We start from the raw sequence: 15535 nt of genomic DNA on the forward strand, positions 1-15535 counted from the left end.
CGCGATTTTACCTCATTCGCCGCTTCGCTAGTCCCGAGTTCGTCACACCGGCTGCGGATGCATCGTGAACCAGCCGAGGAAGAAAACGCCCGCGATCACGCAATACACACCGAACGACGCGAGCTTGCCGTGCCCTTCGAAGTAGCGCATCAGAAAACGCACGCTGAGATACGCCGCGATGCCGGTCAGCACGCCGCCCAGCAGCGAATCGGCCAGTTGCCCCGGCGCGTGAAAGAGCTTCGGCAATTCGAGCACGCCCGCCGCGAAGATGATCGGCGTGCCGAGCAGAAACGAGAATTCCGCTGCAGCCTGCGCCGTGAGGCCCGCGCCCACGCCCGCGATCATCGTCAGACCGCTGCGCGAAAAACCCGGAATCAGCGCGCCGATCTGCGCAAGGCCCACCAGAAACGCTTGCTTGAACGTGAGCTTCTCGGGTGCTCGTGTCGCGCGGCTTCTCTGCAAACGGTCGCCCAGCCACAAGAGCACGCCATTGACGATCAACGCCGCCGCGACGATCCGCAAATCGTGAAAAATTGCCTCAAGCCGCTTTTCGAGCACCAGCCCGACGATACACGTCGGAATCGTGCCGATGATGAGCGCCCACATCATGTGGCCGTCGTCGTTCTTGCGGCCGCCGAGCGACGCGAAGAAGCCGCGGATCAGCGCGATCCAGCGCGTGCGGAAATACCATAGCAGCGCGATGGCCGTGCCGAGGTGCAACGCGACCAGAAACGGCAGCAATTGCGGCGCATGCTTGTCGATATGCATGCCGATCAGCCCGGGAACGAGCAAGGTGTGCCCGAGACTGCTGACCGGAAAGAGTTCGGTCACGCCCTGGAGCACGCTCAAGAATACGAGAAACCACAGAGTCACGCGTCGGTCCTTTTTTGAGGAGGAAGAAGGACGCGCCGTGCAGTTCCATCCCTCGCATCACGCGAAGCCGAACGAGGCAGGGGGATATTGGAACAGGAAGGAAAAGCCGATACGGCGCGCAAATGGGACCGATTATGCCGGGGGGGAAATCGAGCGCCAAGCGCAAACCGCACACAAATTGCACCGACAGCAAATCGTCGGGAAAACGAAGAATGATCGCAAGCGGACTACAGGCTATACGAAAGAAAGCGCGCGCAGGTAGCACTGCGCGGCGTTGCGGACCGCGTTACCCGTCAGGCCGTCAGCTTGTAGAGGAAGACTGCCGTGCTCGCGCCGAAGAGGCCGAACATCGCGACGCCCATTGCCATCGCCAGATCCATGGTTGCTCCTTGTCCGTCTGATTCCTAACACTGGAAGCATATAACAACATATTGCATAAGCCTTGCTTAGTCGCAATTTCCCGCAAAGGGTTTTTCCGGACGGAATTCCAAGGCAGAATCGTCGGGTCGAGCCGCGCCGGATCGCCGTGCGCGGCGCCTCGCCATTCAACGGAGCGCCTGCCATCATGTCACCGGAAATTGACGTCATCGAAATCGAGCGCGACGGCGCCGCCATCCAGCTCGCTCCGCAGGCGGGCGGGCGGCTCATGACCTGGCGCGTCGGTGGCGATGCGGTCCTGCACTGGCCCACGGGACCCAACGGACCCAATGGACCCAACGGACCCGACTGGTCCAATCCGGCCAAGATCCGCGGCGGCAATCCGCTGCTCTTCCCGTTTCTCGGGCGTCATTTCGTCGACGGCGAGATCGGCAAATGGCGCGACCCTGAAGGCGTCGTGCATGCGCTGCCGACCCACGGCTTCGCGCGCAACCTGCCCTTCTCCTGGACGCGCGATGCGGACGGGCACGGCCTGCGCATGACGCTCGTCGACAGCGACGCGACCCGCGACGGCTATCCGTTCGCATTTCGCTTCGAGGCGGCATACCGCATCGTCGACGGCAATACGCTCGAAGTCGAACTCACGACGTCGAATCCGGGCGAAGTCGCGCTGCCCTACTACGCCGGGCATCACTTCTACTTCCATCTGCCGCACGGGCAGCGCGCCGAGAGCAGCGTGGAGCTGCCGCACACCGAGCGGCGCCGGCAACTCGCGGACGGCTCGATCAGCGAAGCCGAGCCCGGGCTGCCGCGCTATTCGCTCGCTGACCCGAGCATCGTCGATACGTTTCACTGCCTCACGCAACAGTCCGACGAACCCATGTTGCTCAAGCTGCCGGGCCTTAAGCGCACGATCGCCTTCGAACTGCAGCAGCCGGACTCCGTGCCGTGGTACGCGGTGACGACCTGGACCGAATCGGACACCTCGGACTTCTATTGCGTCGAGCCGTGGATCGGCCTGCCCGACGCCATTCACAATGGCCGCGGCCTGCGCTGGCTCGCGCCGGGCAAGACCGAGACGGCATCGCTCAGGCTCGCCGTCACGCACGGCGAGTAAGGCGAATGGCGCCGACGCAAGGCCACGCGCGGCGTCTTTCTGTTCGGGGAAACCCGAGACGGTAAAATCCTGCCTTTTGGTTCGCCGCGCGACTGTGCTGCGCACTTCTCGCGGCGGTGCTTTACGAGGTCAGGTTTGCAAAAAAGAATTCGACGGCTCGTCTGCGCATCGCTCGTCGCAGCGTTGGCCGCGTGTGGAACGGGGCCGGTCGCGCCGGGCTTTTATCGCGTGGAGCGTGGCGACACCGTGTCGAAGATCGCGCGCGAGAATCGCACCACGGTCTCGAACATCAAGCGCTGGAACGGGCTCACGAATCCCGACGCCATCGAGGTCGGACAAGTGCTGCGCATCGCGCCGCCGGCGGGCAGCGCGGCTGCGGCGGGCTCATCGAGTGCGGGAGCGGGCGGCAGCGCGAAGAGCGATGCCGGCGCGCAGGCTTCGTCGCAGAACAAGGCGGGACCGGGCGTAACGCTCGTCTGGCCGGCGCAGGGCAGCATCATCCGCGGCTTCGACGGCAAGAACTCGAAGGGCATCGATATTGCCAACGTGGCGGGCACGCCCGTCGTGGCTGCCGCCACCGGCAGTGTCGTCTACGCGGGCAACGGCCTGCGCGGCTACGGCAACATGCTGATCGTCAAGCACGACGATGATTATCTGACCGCCTACGCCCACAATCGGGCGCTGCTGGTAAAGGAAGGCCAGACCGTGCAACAGGGCCAGCAAATTGCCGAAATGGGCGATACCGACAGCGACCGCACGATGCTGCATTTCGAAGTGCGCTACATGGGCCGCTCGACGGACCCGGCGCGCTATCTACCGCCGCGTTAAGAAGTCCGGCGGACGTTACGAGGAAGATTGATGAGATTGACGATGAGGATGAACACGGCCGCGCTCGGCGCGGCGCTTGCCTTGACCGGCGCACTCGCCGGATGCGCGCACACGGCGACGATGACCTACCTGCCTTCGGGCGACACGGGCTTCGCGATCAACTGCAGCGGCAGCGATGCGAGCACGACCTGGGCAGCCTGCTACAAGCAGGCGGGCGAAATGTGCGGGGCGTACGGTTACGACGTGGTGTCGAAGGACGCCGACACCGGCGCGACCGCGGGTGGTTCCGTCGGCGGAATTTTCGGGGCGAACATCAAGAATCGCTCGATGGTGATCCGCTGCAAACAGTGATGCCTCGGCGAGCACTGCGACGCGCGGGCCGTCAGGCGTCAGCCGCGTCGTCCTTCGGCTTCTTCGCGCCCGGCGTGCGCCAATGTCCCGACAGCGGATCGATATGCGCCGCGAACGCAACGAGCGATCCGACCGCGAGCGGTGCGACGGCAGCGAAAACCCAGAGCAGATCCATGACAGATACACTTTGAAACACGTTCGCCAGATGATACTCGTCCGGCAATTGTTCCGCTCGAAGGAACCTTCTGAAAACGTGTGACAGGTAACATTTGCCGCAACCGGCGCATCCGGCGGCGTCGTGCACACAGTCATGACACGGCGTGCTTTTGATACCGGCGCCAGCCCGCGCAGGATGTCCGCGCGAACAGTCAGCGCGGGTCATCAGAAGCCCCGATGTTCCCGCATCGGGGCTTCGCCTTTTATGGCGCTTATTGAGGCTTGACCGGATCGGTGATCATCGACGGCGGGGTCATGTCCGTCGGCACGCCCTTGTAGTCGGGCGGATCTTGCGGTTCGTGCTTCTGATGAGAAGTGTCGGCGCAGGCGGCGAGGCCGAACGCGACGAGTGCGATGCAGACAACGGCGGAAACGATGCGCGGCATGAGACTCCCGAACGAGCGTCGAAAAGACAAAGGGGTTACAAGCCGTAACTTGTAACCCCTTCGTGTATCGTGGTCGGAGCGAAAGGATTCGAACCTTCGACCCTCTGATCCCAAATCAGATGCGCTACCAGGCTGCGCTACGCTCCGAGAAGCCGCAGATTGTAACGTGCCCGGCGCGCGTTCGCAACGGAAAACGCGGGCACGCATCTTTCTGCTTCGTCCGAGAGCGAACCTCATCATCCGGGGACACCCCATGAACCTCATACTCTGGCGTCACGCCGAAGCGGAAGATCAGGCGTCGAGCGATCTCGCGCGGCAACTCACGTCGCGCGGACGCAAGCAGGCGCAAGGCATCGCGAAATGGTTGAAGGCGCGCATCGACGATGACGCCGTCTTGCTCGCCAGTCCCGCGACGCGCACGATCCAGACGGCCGAGGCCTTCGGCGACCGCTATCGCGTTATCGACGCGCTCGCGCCGGGCAACGGCGCGCAGGCCGTGCTCGATGCGGCCGGCTGGCCGGAGGGCGTCGCGGAGACGGTCGTCGTGATCGGGCATCAGCCGACGCTCGGCCGCGTCGCCGCCCTCCTCATGACCGGCCACGAATCGGAATGGTCGATCAAGAAGGCCGGCATCTGGTGGTTCCAGGGCCGCACGCGCAGCGGCGACGGCCACGTCGTGCTGCGCGCGGTGGTCAATCCCGATCTGCTTTGAGCGCGGCAGCGGCGGCGCAAGCTCGCGTTCATGCGCGTGTCGTTTCATCGAAACGTCATTGCGATGCCATGCGAGCGTCACCGTGCATTACTACATTGGCGAGGACTTGAAGCCACAGCCACGTCCTGTCGAGGAACGCCAATGCAAGATTTGCCGACGCCCTTCCTGCAACTCGGAGCGTCATCGCTCTCGCTCGATTCGCGCCGCCACCTTCCGCGTCCGTCCGAAACCGTCACGGGCCGCGAGCGCCTGCAAGTGGCGTGGGCGCGTGACGAAGACGCGCTACGCGACGCGCAGCGCCTGCGCTACCGCGTGTTTTCCGAAGAAATGGGCGCGCATCTGTCCGGCCCCGCGGGCCTCGACGTCGATGCCTTCGACGCCTATTGCGATCACCTGCTCGTGCGCGATCTCGACACGCTGCAGGTCGTGGGCACGTATCGCGTGCTGCCGCCGCATCAGGCCGCGCGCATCGGCCGTCTGTACGCCGAAAGCGAGTTCGACGTGTCGCGCCTGACGCATCTGCGGCCGAAGCTCGTCGAAGTGGGCCGCTCGTGCGTGCATCCGGACTATCGCAACGGCGCGGTGATCATGTCGCTGTGGGGCGGCCTCGCCGCGTACATGATGCAAAACGGCTATGAAACGATGCTCGGCTGCGCGAGCGTCGGCATGATCGACGGCGGGCATTACGCCGCGAATCTCTATACCTCGCTGCCGGCCAATGCGCTCACGGCGCCCGAATACCGCGCCTTTGCGCACACGCCGCTGCCCGTCGAGGAACTGCGCACGGGCGCGACCGTGAGCCCGCCGCCGCTCGTGAAAGGTTATCTGCGCCTGGGCGCGAAGATCTGCGGCGCACCCGCCTGGGATCCCGACTTCAACACCGCCGACTTCCTCACCCTCTTCCGTCTCTCCGATATCAACGCGCGTTATGCGCGGCACTTCATCGGCGACATGCAGGGACGCTGAAGCCCCGAAACGAAGAGGCCCCGCTCGACGGGGCCTTCTCATTCTCATCGCGGCATCAGTCGCCCGTGTAGACCACGCGATACGGCCGGCCGATCTTCTCCCATTCCATCGCTTCCTGAACGAGGCTGTAATCGGTGAGCGGATTGTTCGTCACCCACTCGTTGGGCACATGTACTTCGAAACCGCCGCGCGCTTTCTTCACCTCGATGCCGGGCAGCCCGACATCCGTGCGGCGGCGCGACAGCAACGCCGCGAGGCGCAGGCAGAAGAGCAACGTCCACTCGATGTCGCGCGACTGCGCGAGCTTGCCGAGCTTGCCCGCATGCCCGAGGACGAGCGTGGCGAGACGCGCCTGATCGGTGCGCGAGAAGCCGGGCATGTCGGCGTTGCTCGCGATATACGCCGAATGCTTGTGATAGGCGCTATGCGCGATCGACAAGCCGATCTCGTGCAGCGCCGCCGCCCACGCGAGGAACATGCGATTTTCCTCGCGCACGTCCTCGTCGGGTTCGTCGAGCTGATCGTAGAAGCTGATCGCCAGTTCGCCGATGCGCTCGGCCTGCGCGGCATCGACGCCATAACGGCGCTTGAAGCCTTCGACCGTCACCGTGCGCATATCCTGATGCTGTGAGCGCCCGAGCAGGTCGTACAGCACGCCGAGACGCAGCGCGGCGTCGGTCGTGTCGGCGTATTCGATGCCCAGCTCCTCGAACACGCCGAGCATGATCGACAAGCCGCCCGCCAGCACCGGCACGCGATCGGCTTTCAGCGCGACGAGCTTTAGCCGGTTCACGTTCTCGGCCTTGATGAGCGCGCGCTTCAGTTTCTCCAGGCCGCCGCGCGAGATGCCGTGCGTGATGCCTTCGTCATTGAAACCGTTCGCCTCGATCAATTCCGCGAGCGCGCGCGCCGTACCCGACGAGCCGATCGCCTGATCCCAGCCGGTGCCCTTGTATTCGCTCGAAATAATCTGGATTTCGCGTTTGGCGGCGAGTTCCGCCTGACGCATCGTGTATTCGTCGACGTTGCCCGCCGGAAAAAACTGGCGGCTATGGCTCACGCAGCCGATATAGAGGCTTTCCATGTGAATCGGCGTGTAATGCGAGCCGATGATGAACTCCGTCGAGCCGCCGCCGATATCGACCACGAGCCGCTTGCCCGCGCTCGCGGGCACCGAGTGCGCCGCGCCCGCGTAGATGAGGCGCGCTTCCTCGCGCCCCGCGATCACTTCGATCGGAAAACCGAGCGCGGCTTCCGCCTCGACGAGAAAATCGTGCGCGTTCTTCGCGACCCGCAGTGTGTTAGTGGCGACGGCCCGCACGTGATCGGGATGAAAATCGCGCAGGCGTTCGCCGAAACGCTTCAGGGCCTCCCAGCCGCGCACCTGCGACGCGCGATCGAGCAGCTTGTCCTTGGACAGGCCGCCGCCGAGCCGCACGGGTTCGCGCAGCGCGTCGACCTGATAGATCTGGCTGCCCGCGGGCGTTTCCTCGACCCGTCCCACGATCAACCGGAAGCTGTTCGATCCGAGGTCGACGGCGGCAAGTAGATGGGGATGTGTGACCATCGGATATCCAGAGTCGTGAAGTGGGGAAAGGCACTGTCACAGCGGCGCTGTTGCAGCGCACGAATTCTATTCTATGCCGACGCGGCCCACGGCCCTCGCCGCTCGTTCGGAACCGCGCGTTTGCGCTAGCGACGCTATTCGCAATGTGAGTAGAATTTGTGACAATCGTTCTGTCATAAAAAACACATGATACTGTGAGAGCATCCGAGAGTTCCCTTGCCCATCTGATCGAGACACCTTCCCTCCCTCCGATGTCCATACGCTATCCGCTATTCAACCGCGAACTGGGCATATTAGGTTTCAACGAGCGCGTCCTCGCGCAAGCCGCCGACACGACCGTTCCCCTGTTGGAACGCCTGCGCTTCATCTGCATCACCAGCAGTAACCTCGACGAATTCTTCGAAGTCCGCATGGCGGGTCTGCAGGAGCAGATGCGCGACAACCCCGGCTCGCTGTCGCCGGACGGCATGTCGCTTCAGCACGTCTACGACCTCGTCTCGGAGCGCGCGCAGCGTCTCGTGCGCCAGCAATACTCGATGCTGCACGACATCGTGCTGCCCGCACTCGAAATGGAAGGCATCTATTTCCACGGCGCGGAAGACTGGACCGAGCAGCAGACCGCATGGGCGCGCGAATACTTTTACAGCGAATTGCTGCCGGTGCTCACACCGATCGGGCTCGATCCCGCGCACCCGTTCCCGCGCGTGCTGAACAAGAGCCTGAACTTCGTCGTCGAGCTGGAGGGCACCGACGCCTTCGGCCGGCAGGCGATGATGGGCATCGTCCAGGCGCCGCGCGCGTTGCCGCGCCTCGTGCGCATGCCCGAAGCGCTGTCGGGGTATCCGCATGGTTTCGTGCTGCTGAGTTCGTTCATGCAGCACTTCGTGAACGACCTGTTCCCGCATCTCGTCGTGCGCAGCTGCAATCAGTTCCGCATTACGCGCAACAGCGAGCTCTTCGTCGACGAGGACGAAATCACCAATCTGCGCGTCGCGCTGCAGGGCGAATTGCCAGCGCGGCATCTGGGCAACGCAGTGCGTCTCGAAGTGTCGGCGGAAACGCCCCCGCATCTCGTGCGGCGCCTCCTCGACGAAGGTCAGTTGAGCGAACGCGATCTGTATCGCGTGAACGGGCCGGTCAATCTCGTGCGCCTCATGCAGTTGCCCGAGATGGTCGACCGGCCGGACCTCAAGTTCGTGCCGCATATCCCTTCCGTGCCGAAGGCGATCGCGAACACGTCGAATCTTTTCGATGCGGTCGATCAGGGCGATATCCTGCTGCATCATCCGTACGAGAGCTTTCAGCCGGTGCTGGAGTTGCTGCTTCAGGCGGCGAAGGACCCGCAGGTCGTCGCAATCAAGCAGACCATCTATCGCACGGGCACCGATTCGCCGCTGATGGACGCGCTCATGCAGGCCGCGCGCAATGGCAAGGAAGTGACCGTCGTCGTCGAGCTGCTCGCGCGTTTCGACGAGGAGACGAACATCAATTGGGCGTCGCAGCTCGAAGCCGTGGGCGCGCATGTCGTGTATGGCGTGGTCGGCCACAAGTGCCACGCGAAGATGATGCTGATCGTGCGGCGTGTGTCGCAGGGCGGCAAGCTCGTGCTGAAGCGTTACGCGCATCTGGGCACGGGCAACTATCATCCGCGCACGGCGCGTCTCTATACCGACTTCGGCCTGATGACTTCCGATCAGGAGATGTGCGAGGACGTGCATCACGTGTTTCAGCAACTGACGGGCATCGGCGGCGAGATTGCGCTCAATCAGCTATGGCAATCGCCGTTCACGCTGCATGCGAAGCTCATCGAAGCGATTCGCGCCGAGGCCGAGCATGCGCGCGCGGGGCGGCGTGCGCGCATCGTCGCGAAGATGAATGCGTTGCTCGAGCCTACCGTCATTGCCGCGCTTTACGAGGCGTCGCATGCGGGCGTAAAGATCGATCTGATCGTGCGTGGTGTGTGTTCGCTCAAGCCGGGTGTGGAGGATCTGTCGGAGAACATCACGGTCCGGTCGATCGTCGGGCGCTTTCTCGAACACCATCGCATCTTCTATTTCTATGCGAACGGCAAGGAAGATGTGTTTCTTTCGAGCGCCGACTGGATGGATCGCAACTTCTTCCGACGCGTGGAAGTGGCGTTTCCGATACGCGATCGGAGGCTGAAGCGGCGCGTAATTGCCGAAGGGTTGTCGGTGTGTCTCGGTGACAATCAATCGGCGTGGGTGATGCAAAGCGATGGGCACTATCGCAAGCGTCGGCCTGGCAAGGCTATTCGCAACGCCCAGTTGGGGTTGCTTGCGAAGTTTTGCTCCTGATTTTATTTGCTTTCGCTTTCGCCGGATCCCGATGTCTTATGGGGATCCGACGAAAGCGAAAGCAAAAAACCAGAAGCCCCTCACGCGGCCAGCGACTTCCTCAACGCTGTCCGCGACCCAGGAAACCGCACGATGAACATGCTCCCCTTCCCCACCTCGCTCTTCACATCGAGCTCGGCATTGTGCCGTTGCAACACATGCTTGACGATGGCGAGCCCGAGCCCCGTGCCGCCCGTATCCCGCGACCGGCTACGATCCACGCGATAGAAACGCTCGGTCAAACGCGGGATATGCTCCGCCGGAATGCCGAGCCCACTGTCTCGCACGGTGAACACCGCGCGCTCCTTCAACCGCTGCCACGTCACTTCGATCGTTCCGCCATCCGGCGTATAACGCACCGCGTTCGTCACGAGGTTGCCGAGCGCGCTCATCACTTCCGTCTCCGCGCCCGCGATGGTCAGCGCATCGTCGCAATGGAACGTGATGCGATGCCGCCCGTTCGACAGATTGTTCGCATCGTCTTCCAGGTGGCGCATCACGGCACGCATGTCGAGCAGCTCTTCGCCAGGCGGACGCATGTCGCCTTCCAGATTGGCGAGCACGAGCAGATCCCGCACGATGTTCTGCATGCGCGACGCCTGCTGCTCCATCATGTCGAGATAGCGCCTGCGGTCGGCTTCGTCGAGCGGCAGCTCGCGCATCGTTTCGAGAAAGCCGGAGAGCACCGTGAGCGGCGTTTTCAGTTCATGCGAGACGTTGGCGACGAAGTCGCGTCGCATCGAATCCGTGCGCTCCAGCTCGGTGATGTCCTGCGTGAGAATCAGCTTGCGATGATCGCCATACGGAAACACCTGCACCGACACCGTGTATTTGCGGCTCACGCCCATGCCGCGCATCACGAGCATCTCTTCGTAGTGGTGCGCGTTCAGGTAGCGAACGAAATCCGGATGACGCACGAGATGCGTGATGTGCTGGCGCAAGTCGCGCTTTGCATCGAGTCCGAAGTGCTTCTCGGCGATCGCGTTGCACCACTCGATCTGGTCGTGATCGTCGAGCATCGCCACACCGTTCGGTGACGCCTGGATCGCCTGAATGAAGCGCGCATGCTGTTGCTCGACCTGGCGCACTTGCGCGTGCCAGCGCTTCGCGAGCTTGTGCAGGCGGTAGTAGATTTCGCCCCAGATGCCGAGCGCGCTCGGCACTTCGCCGTAGACCGGCGCTTCGAGCAGACGCCACAGGCGCTGCATGTGATAGGTGACGAAGAAACCTTGCACGACGAGCATGAGCACCGCGAAGGCGAGTGCGACCCGCACGCCCGCGAATGCGCCGATCGCGACGCAGAGCGCGGCGAGCAGCGCGAGGGACACGATCGCACGCGTCCAGATGATGTTCATGTTGTCGGCGAGTCTGAGTGACGTTGATGCGGAACGTTGAAGCGGACGACGCTGAACCCGGACTCAGGCGCTCTTCGCAAGCCGGTATCCGCTGCCGCGCACCGTTTCGATCATAGCATCGCAGCCCGCCGGCTTGAGCGCGGCGCGCAGACGCTTGATGTGCACATCGACCGTGCGCTCTTCGACGAATACGTGATCGCCCCACACCTGATCCAGCAGTTGCGTGCGGCTGTGCACGCGCTCCGGATGCGTCATGAAGAAATGCAGCAGCCGGAACTCGGTCGGGCCGAGATCGAGCTTGATGTCGTTGCCCGAATGACTCGCCGCCACGCGATGCGTCGCCGGATCGAGGCGCAGGCCGTTGATCGCGACCACGTCTTCCGTCAGCTGCGGCGCGCGGCGGCGCAGAACCGCCTTGATGCGCGCCATCAGTTCCTTCGGCGAGAACGGCTTCGTGACGTAATCATCCGCGCCGATCTCGAGGCCGAGCACCTTGTCCTGCTCGTCGCCGCGCGCGGTCAGCATGATGATCGGGATGTGCTTCGTGCGCTCGTTGTTGCGCAGTTCGCGCGCGAACGATATGCCCGACTTGCCGGGCAACATCCAGTCGAGCAGCACGAGATCGGGCAGCACGTCGCTGATCAGGTTTTGCGCCTGCTCCGCGTTGTATGCGCGAATCGGGCAATGTCCCGCATGTTGAAGATTCACCGAAATCAGCTCGGAGATCGCGGGTTCGTCTTCGACGACGAGGATACTGCTGGGCATCGGCACCTCTTGACCTTTTGCTTGAGTTAAAACGATTGCGCGCGGCCGATCAGCTGAGCGCCTCGCGCTCGAGCTGGTCGCGCGAGACATGGCGCACGTCCGTGCCCTTCACGATATAGATGATGAACTCGGCGATGTTCTTCGCGTGATCGCCGATGCGCTCCACCGCCTTCGCGATGAACAGATAGTCGAGGCCCGCGGAGATCGTGCGCGGATCTTCCATCATGTAGGTCACGAGCTTGCGCACGAAGGCGCGGAATTCGTCGTCGATGGCCTTGTCGTCGCGCACGATCTGCGCGGCGGCCACCGTGTCCAGACGCGCGAACGCATCGAGCGCGCGGCGCAGGATCGACACCGCCATCTCGCCCGAAAGCTTGATCTCGGCGATGTTCACCGTGCGGCCCGCGCCGTCTTCGTTGATGCGCTTCACGCGCTTGGCGATCTTCTCGGCTTCGTCGCCGGCGCGCTCGAGATTCGTGATCGTCTTCGAGATCGCCATGAGCAGACGCAGGTCGCGCGCAGCCGGCTGACGGCGCGCGATGATGTTGCTGCACTCCTCGTCGATCTCGACTTCCATCGTGTTCAGGCGCGCTTCGGCCGCGATCACCTGATCCGCGATGCCGATATCGAATTCGTTCAGCGCCTGCATCGCGTTGATGATCTGCGACTCGACCAGACCGCCCATTTCCAGCACTTTCGACGACACCGCGTTGAGGTCGGCGTCGAACTGGCTCGAGAGATGTTTATCGGACATGTATGCTCCTTATGCCTTTCTGTTGACCTGGCTGACGTTCAGCCGAAGCGGCCCGTGATGTAGTCTTCCGTTTCCTTGCGGGCCGGCTTGATGAAGATCTTTTCGGTATCGCCGAACTCGATCAATTCACCGAGGTACATATAGGCAGTGTAGTCCGAACAACGCGCCGCCTGCTGCATGTTGTGCGTGACGATGACAACCGTGTAATCGCTTTTCAGTTCGGCGATCAGCTCTTCTATGCGCCCCGTCGAAATCGGGTCGAGCGCGGAGCAAGGCTCGTCGAGCAGCAGCACTTCCGGGCGGATCGCGATGCCGCGCGCGATGCAAAGACGCTGCTGCTGGCCGCCCGACAGACCGTAGCCGCTCTGTTGCAGCTTGTCCTTCACTTCGGTCCAGAGCGCGGCCTTGGTGAGCGCCCATTCCACGCGATCGTCCATCTCCGAGCGCGAAAGCTGCTCGAACATCTTCACGCCGAACGCGATGTTGTCGTAGATCGACATCGGGAACGGCGTGGGCTTCTGGAACACCATGCCCACGCGCGCGCGCAACAGCGAAATGTCGCGCGTGGTGTCGAGCAGGTTCGCGCCGTCCATCAGGATTTCGCCTTCGGCGCGCTGCTCCGGATAGAGCGCGTACATCTTGTTGAACGTGCGCAGCAGCGTGGACTTGCCGCAACCCGAAGGACCGATGAAGGCCGTCACCTTCTTCTCCGGAATACGCAGGTTGATGTTCTTAAGCGCGTGATACTTGTTGTAGAAGAAGTTGAGGTTCTTCACCTCGATCTTCGGCTTGATGGAATCGGCAGGCTGCGAAGCATGCGTCGGACGCACGCTGCCCGGCACCGGGCCGCGCTCGACCGGCGCTGCTTCAACCTTCGAATTCAGGTGGTTGACACCACTTTCGACCATATTCATGGAATCACTCCGCCCTTATTTCTTCGAGAAGATCGCACGCGCCAGGATATTCAGACCCAGCACGCCGAGCGTAATCAGGAACACACCGGCCCACGCGAGCGATTGCCACTGCGGGAACGGACTCATCGCGAACTTGTAAATCGTCACCGGCAGGTTTGCCACCGGCTGATTCATGTCCCACGAGAAAAATTGATTCGACAGCGCCGTGAAGAGCAGCGGCGCGGTTTCGCCGGCGATACGCGCGATCGCCAGCAGCACGCCTGTCACGATGCCGCCGACCGACGCCTTCAGCGTGATCGACATCACCATCTTCCACTTCGGCGTGCCGAGTGCGAACGCGGCTTCGCGCAGTGCGTTAGGCACGAGCTTCAGCATGTTCTCGGTCGTGCGGACGACGATCGGAATCTGCAGCAGAGCCAGCGCGATCACCCCGGCCCAGCCCGAGAAGCGGCCCGCCTTGGCCACCACGATCGCATACACGAAAAGACCGACGACGATCGAGGGCGCCGACAGCAGAATGTCGTTGATGAAGCGCGTCACGCTCGCGAGCCAGCGCTTCTGGCCGTATTCCGCGAGATACACGCCCGCAAGGATGCCGAGCGGCGTGCCGACGCACGTCGCGAGGAGGACGAGCATCAGCGAGCCGACGATCGCATTGGCGAGACCGCCGCCATCGGTGTTCGGCGGCGGCGTCGATTGCGTGAAGAGATCGATCGACAAACCGCCGATGCCGAGCCTGAGCGTCGTATAGAGAATCCAGATGAGCCAGACGAGGCCGAAGGCCATCGCGGCGAGGGAAAGCGTCAGCGCGACTGCGTTGGTGGCGCGGCGACGCCTTTGCAGCTTCTTGCGCGTGGCCTGCACGCGGTCCGGGTCGTGACTGAAGGTAGCGGGACGGCTCATTATTTACGACCCTCCCCGCGTTCCATGCGAAGCAGCATCAGCTTCGAGAGCGCGAGCACGAAGAACGTGATCACGAAAAGGATCAAACCGAGTTCCATCAGCGCCGAGGTATGCAGGCCCGGGCTCGCTTCCGCGAACTCGTTGGCGAGCGCGGAAGTGATGCTGTTACCGGGCGAAAAGAGCGATACGTTGTCGAGCAGGTTCGTATTGCCGATGACGAACGTGACGGCCATCGTCTCCCCGAGTGCGCGGCCGAGGCCGAGCATGACGCCGCCGATCACACCGGCGCGCGTGTAGGGGAGCACGATCTTCCACATCACTTCCCAAGTCGTGCAGCCGATGCCGTACGCCGATTCCTTCAGCAGGACAGGCGTGACTTCGAATACGTCGCGCATCACGGAGGCGATGTACGGGATGATCATGATCGCGAGAATCACGCCCGCGCACAGGATGCCGATGCCGATCGGCGCGCCCTGGAAGAACATGCCAATGACGGGCACATCACCGAGCAGATGGCCGAGCGGCTTCTCGAAGTATTGCGCGAAGATCGGCGCGAACACGAGCAAGCCCCACATGCCGTAGACGATCGACGGAATCGCCGCGAGCAGCTCGATCGCGACGCCCAGCGGCCGGCGCAGCCATGCGGGCGACAGCTCCGTCAGGAAAAGCGCGATGCCGAAGCTCACCGGCACTGCGATGATGAGCGCAATGATCGAGGTCGCAACGGTGCCGTAGATCGGCACGAGCGCGCCGAACAATTCGCTGGGCGGATCCCACTCCGAGCGCCAGAGGAACGAGAAGCCGAATTTCTGGATGGTCGGCATCGACGCGACGATCAGCGAAACGATGATGCCGCCAAGCAGAAGCAGCGTGATGACGGCCGCGAGCCGTGTCACGCCGCCGAAAATGATGTCACCGATACGGCTCGGCGCGCGCTGTGTCTGCGCCGCCGGCACTGCCGACGCTAAGTTGGTGTCCGACATGGCAACCTTGGTTTCGCTACGTGTCAGACCGCGCGGCGGCGTTACGGCCAGCCGCGCGGCTTTCCTTGTTACTGACCATCCAGGCTTCAGAAGCTTAGGACAGTTTCCAGCTA

16 protein-coding genes and 1 tRNA gene are annotated in these 15535 nt (G+C 63.0%); 6 read left to right on the forward strand and 11 right to left on the reverse strand.

Annotation, left to right across the window (positions count from 1 at the left end; all coding sequences use genetic code 11):
• Window positions 1-42 precede the first annotated feature (42 nt).
• On the reverse strand, window positions 43-873 hold the full coding sequence (locus tag NCR38_RS09075) for an undecaprenyl-diphosphate phosphatase (protein ID WP_250476860.1): 831 nt from the start codon (window positions 871-873) through the stop codon (window positions 43-45).
• A 565-nt stretch (window positions 874-1438) separates the two neighbouring features.
• Between NCR38_RS09075 and NCR38_RS09080 the strand changes: the two genes are divergently transcribed.
• The 3 genes from NCR38_RS09080 (at window position 1439) to NCR38_RS09090 (ending at window position 3547) form a co-directional block, all read left to right on the forward strand.
• Window positions 1439-2368, forward strand: coding sequence for an aldose epimerase (locus NCR38_RS09080; protein WP_061120959.1), 930 nt, complete (start codon window positions 1439-1441; stop codon window positions 2366-2368).
• Window positions 2369-2503: 135 nt separating this feature from the next.
• The gene (locus tag NCR38_RS09085) at window positions 2504-3196 is read left to right on the forward strand and encodes a peptidoglycan DD-metalloendopeptidase family protein (RefSeq protein WP_061120960.1); all 693 of its coding nucleotides are present in this window, start codon (window positions 2504-2506) and stop codon (window positions 3194-3196) included.
• 30 nt (window positions 3197-3226) lie between these two features.
• The gene (locus tag NCR38_RS09090; RefSeq protein WP_061120961.1) at window positions 3227-3547 is read left to right on the forward strand and encodes a hypothetical protein; all 321 of its coding nucleotides are present in this window, start codon (window positions 3227-3229) and stop codon (window positions 3545-3547) included.
• A 31-nt stretch (window positions 3548-3578) separates the two neighbouring features.
• On the opposite strand, the gene NCR38_RS09095 is transcribed toward NCR38_RS09090, so the two are convergent.
• The 3 genes from NCR38_RS09095 to NCR38_RS09105 form a co-directional block, all read right to left on the reverse strand.
• The gene (locus tag NCR38_RS09095; RefSeq protein ID WP_250476861.1) at window positions 3579-3722 is read right to left on the reverse strand and encodes a hypothetical protein; all 144 of its coding nucleotides are present in this window, start codon (window positions 3720-3722) and stop codon (window positions 3579-3581) included.
• A gap of 253 nt (window positions 3723-3975) precedes the next feature.
• Window positions 3976-4149, reverse strand: a complete 174-nt coding sequence (locus NCR38_RS09100; RefSeq protein ID WP_250476862.1) for a hypothetical protein — start codon at window positions 4147-4149, stop codon at window positions 3976-3978.
• 70 nt (window positions 4150-4219) lie between these two features.
• Window positions 4220-4296: transfer RNA gene (locus NCR38_RS09105), tRNA-Pro, on the reverse strand.
• Window positions 4297-4402: 106 nt separating this feature from the next.
• Between NCR38_RS09105 and NCR38_RS09110 the strand changes: the two genes are divergently transcribed.
• Window positions 4403-4861 carry a histidine phosphatase family protein gene (locus tag NCR38_RS09110; RefSeq protein WP_061120962.1) on the forward strand — a complete coding sequence of 153 codons (459 nt, stop codon included), beginning with the start codon at window positions 4403-4405 and terminating at the stop codon, window positions 4859-4861.
• A gap of 141 nt (window positions 4862-5002) precedes the next feature.
• Window positions 5003-5827, forward strand: a complete 825-nt coding sequence (locus NCR38_RS09115; protein WP_061120963.1) for a GNAT family N-acetyltransferase — start codon at window positions 5003-5005, stop codon at window positions 5825-5827.
• Window positions 5828-5882: 55 nt separating this feature from the next.
• Here NCR38_RS09115 and ppx read toward each other — a convergent pair whose 3' ends face one another.
• Entirely contained in the window at window positions 5883-7394 is a 1512-nt protein-coding gene (gene ppx / locus NCR38_RS09120; protein ID WP_061120964.1) for an exopolyphosphatase, read from the reverse strand.
• A gap of 251 nt (window positions 7395-7645) precedes the next feature.
• Here ppx and ppk1 point away from each other — a divergent pair, with 251 nt between their 5' ends.
• Window positions 7646-9709 (forward strand): polyphosphate kinase 1, encoded by a 2064-nt coding sequence (ppk1, locus tag NCR38_RS09125; RefSeq protein ID WP_250476863.1) that lies wholly within the window; start codon window positions 7646-7648, stop codon window positions 9707-9709.
• Window positions 9710-9789: 80 nt separating this feature from the next.
• On the opposite strand, the gene phoR is transcribed toward ppk1, so the two are convergent.
• The 6 genes from phoR to pstC all read right to left on the reverse strand — a co-directional run bounded on the left by phoR (window position 9790) and on the right by pstC (window position 15422).
• Entirely contained in the window at window positions 9790-11103 is a 1314-nt protein-coding gene (gene phoR, locus NCR38_RS09130) for a phosphate regulon sensor histidine kinase PhoR (RefSeq protein ID WP_061120966.1), read from the reverse strand.
• A gap of 63 nt (window positions 11104-11166) precedes the next feature.
• Window positions 11167-11868 (reverse strand): phosphate regulon transcriptional regulator PhoB, encoded by a 702-nt coding sequence (phoB, locus tag NCR38_RS09135; protein ID WP_061120967.1) that lies wholly within the window; start codon window positions 11866-11868, stop codon window positions 11167-11169.
• A 49-nt stretch (window positions 11869-11917) separates the two neighbouring features.
• The gene (gene phoU, locus NCR38_RS09140) at window positions 11918-12622 is read right to left on the reverse strand and encodes a phosphate signaling complex protein PhoU (protein WP_061120968.1); all 705 of its coding nucleotides are present in this window, start codon (window positions 12620-12622) and stop codon (window positions 11918-11920) included.
• A 38-nt stretch (window positions 12623-12660) separates the two neighbouring features.
• A complete protein-coding gene (gene pstB / locus NCR38_RS09145) occupies window positions 12661-13536 on the reverse strand; it encodes a phosphate ABC transporter ATP-binding protein PstB (RefSeq protein ID WP_061120969.1) in 876 nt (291 codons plus the stop codon).
• A gap of 15 nt (window positions 13537-13551) precedes the next feature.
• Window positions 13552-14439, reverse strand: a complete 888-nt coding sequence (pstA, locus tag NCR38_RS09150; protein WP_250476864.1) for a phosphate ABC transporter permease PstA — start codon at window positions 14437-14439, stop codon at window positions 13552-13554.
• The gene (gene pstC, locus NCR38_RS09155) at window positions 14439-15422 is read right to left on the reverse strand and encodes a phosphate ABC transporter permease PstC (protein ID WP_061120971.1); all 984 of its coding nucleotides are present in this window, start codon (window positions 15420-15422) and stop codon (window positions 14439-14441) included. The genes pstA and pstC overlap by 1 nt, the downstream gene beginning before the upstream one ends.
• Window positions 15423-15535: the final 113 nt, after the last annotated feature.

It is taken from the genome of Caballeronia sp. INML1, from assembly GCF_023631085.1.
GTDB lineage: Bacteria > Pseudomonadota > Gammaproteobacteria > Burkholderiales > Burkholderiaceae > Caballeronia > Caballeronia turbans.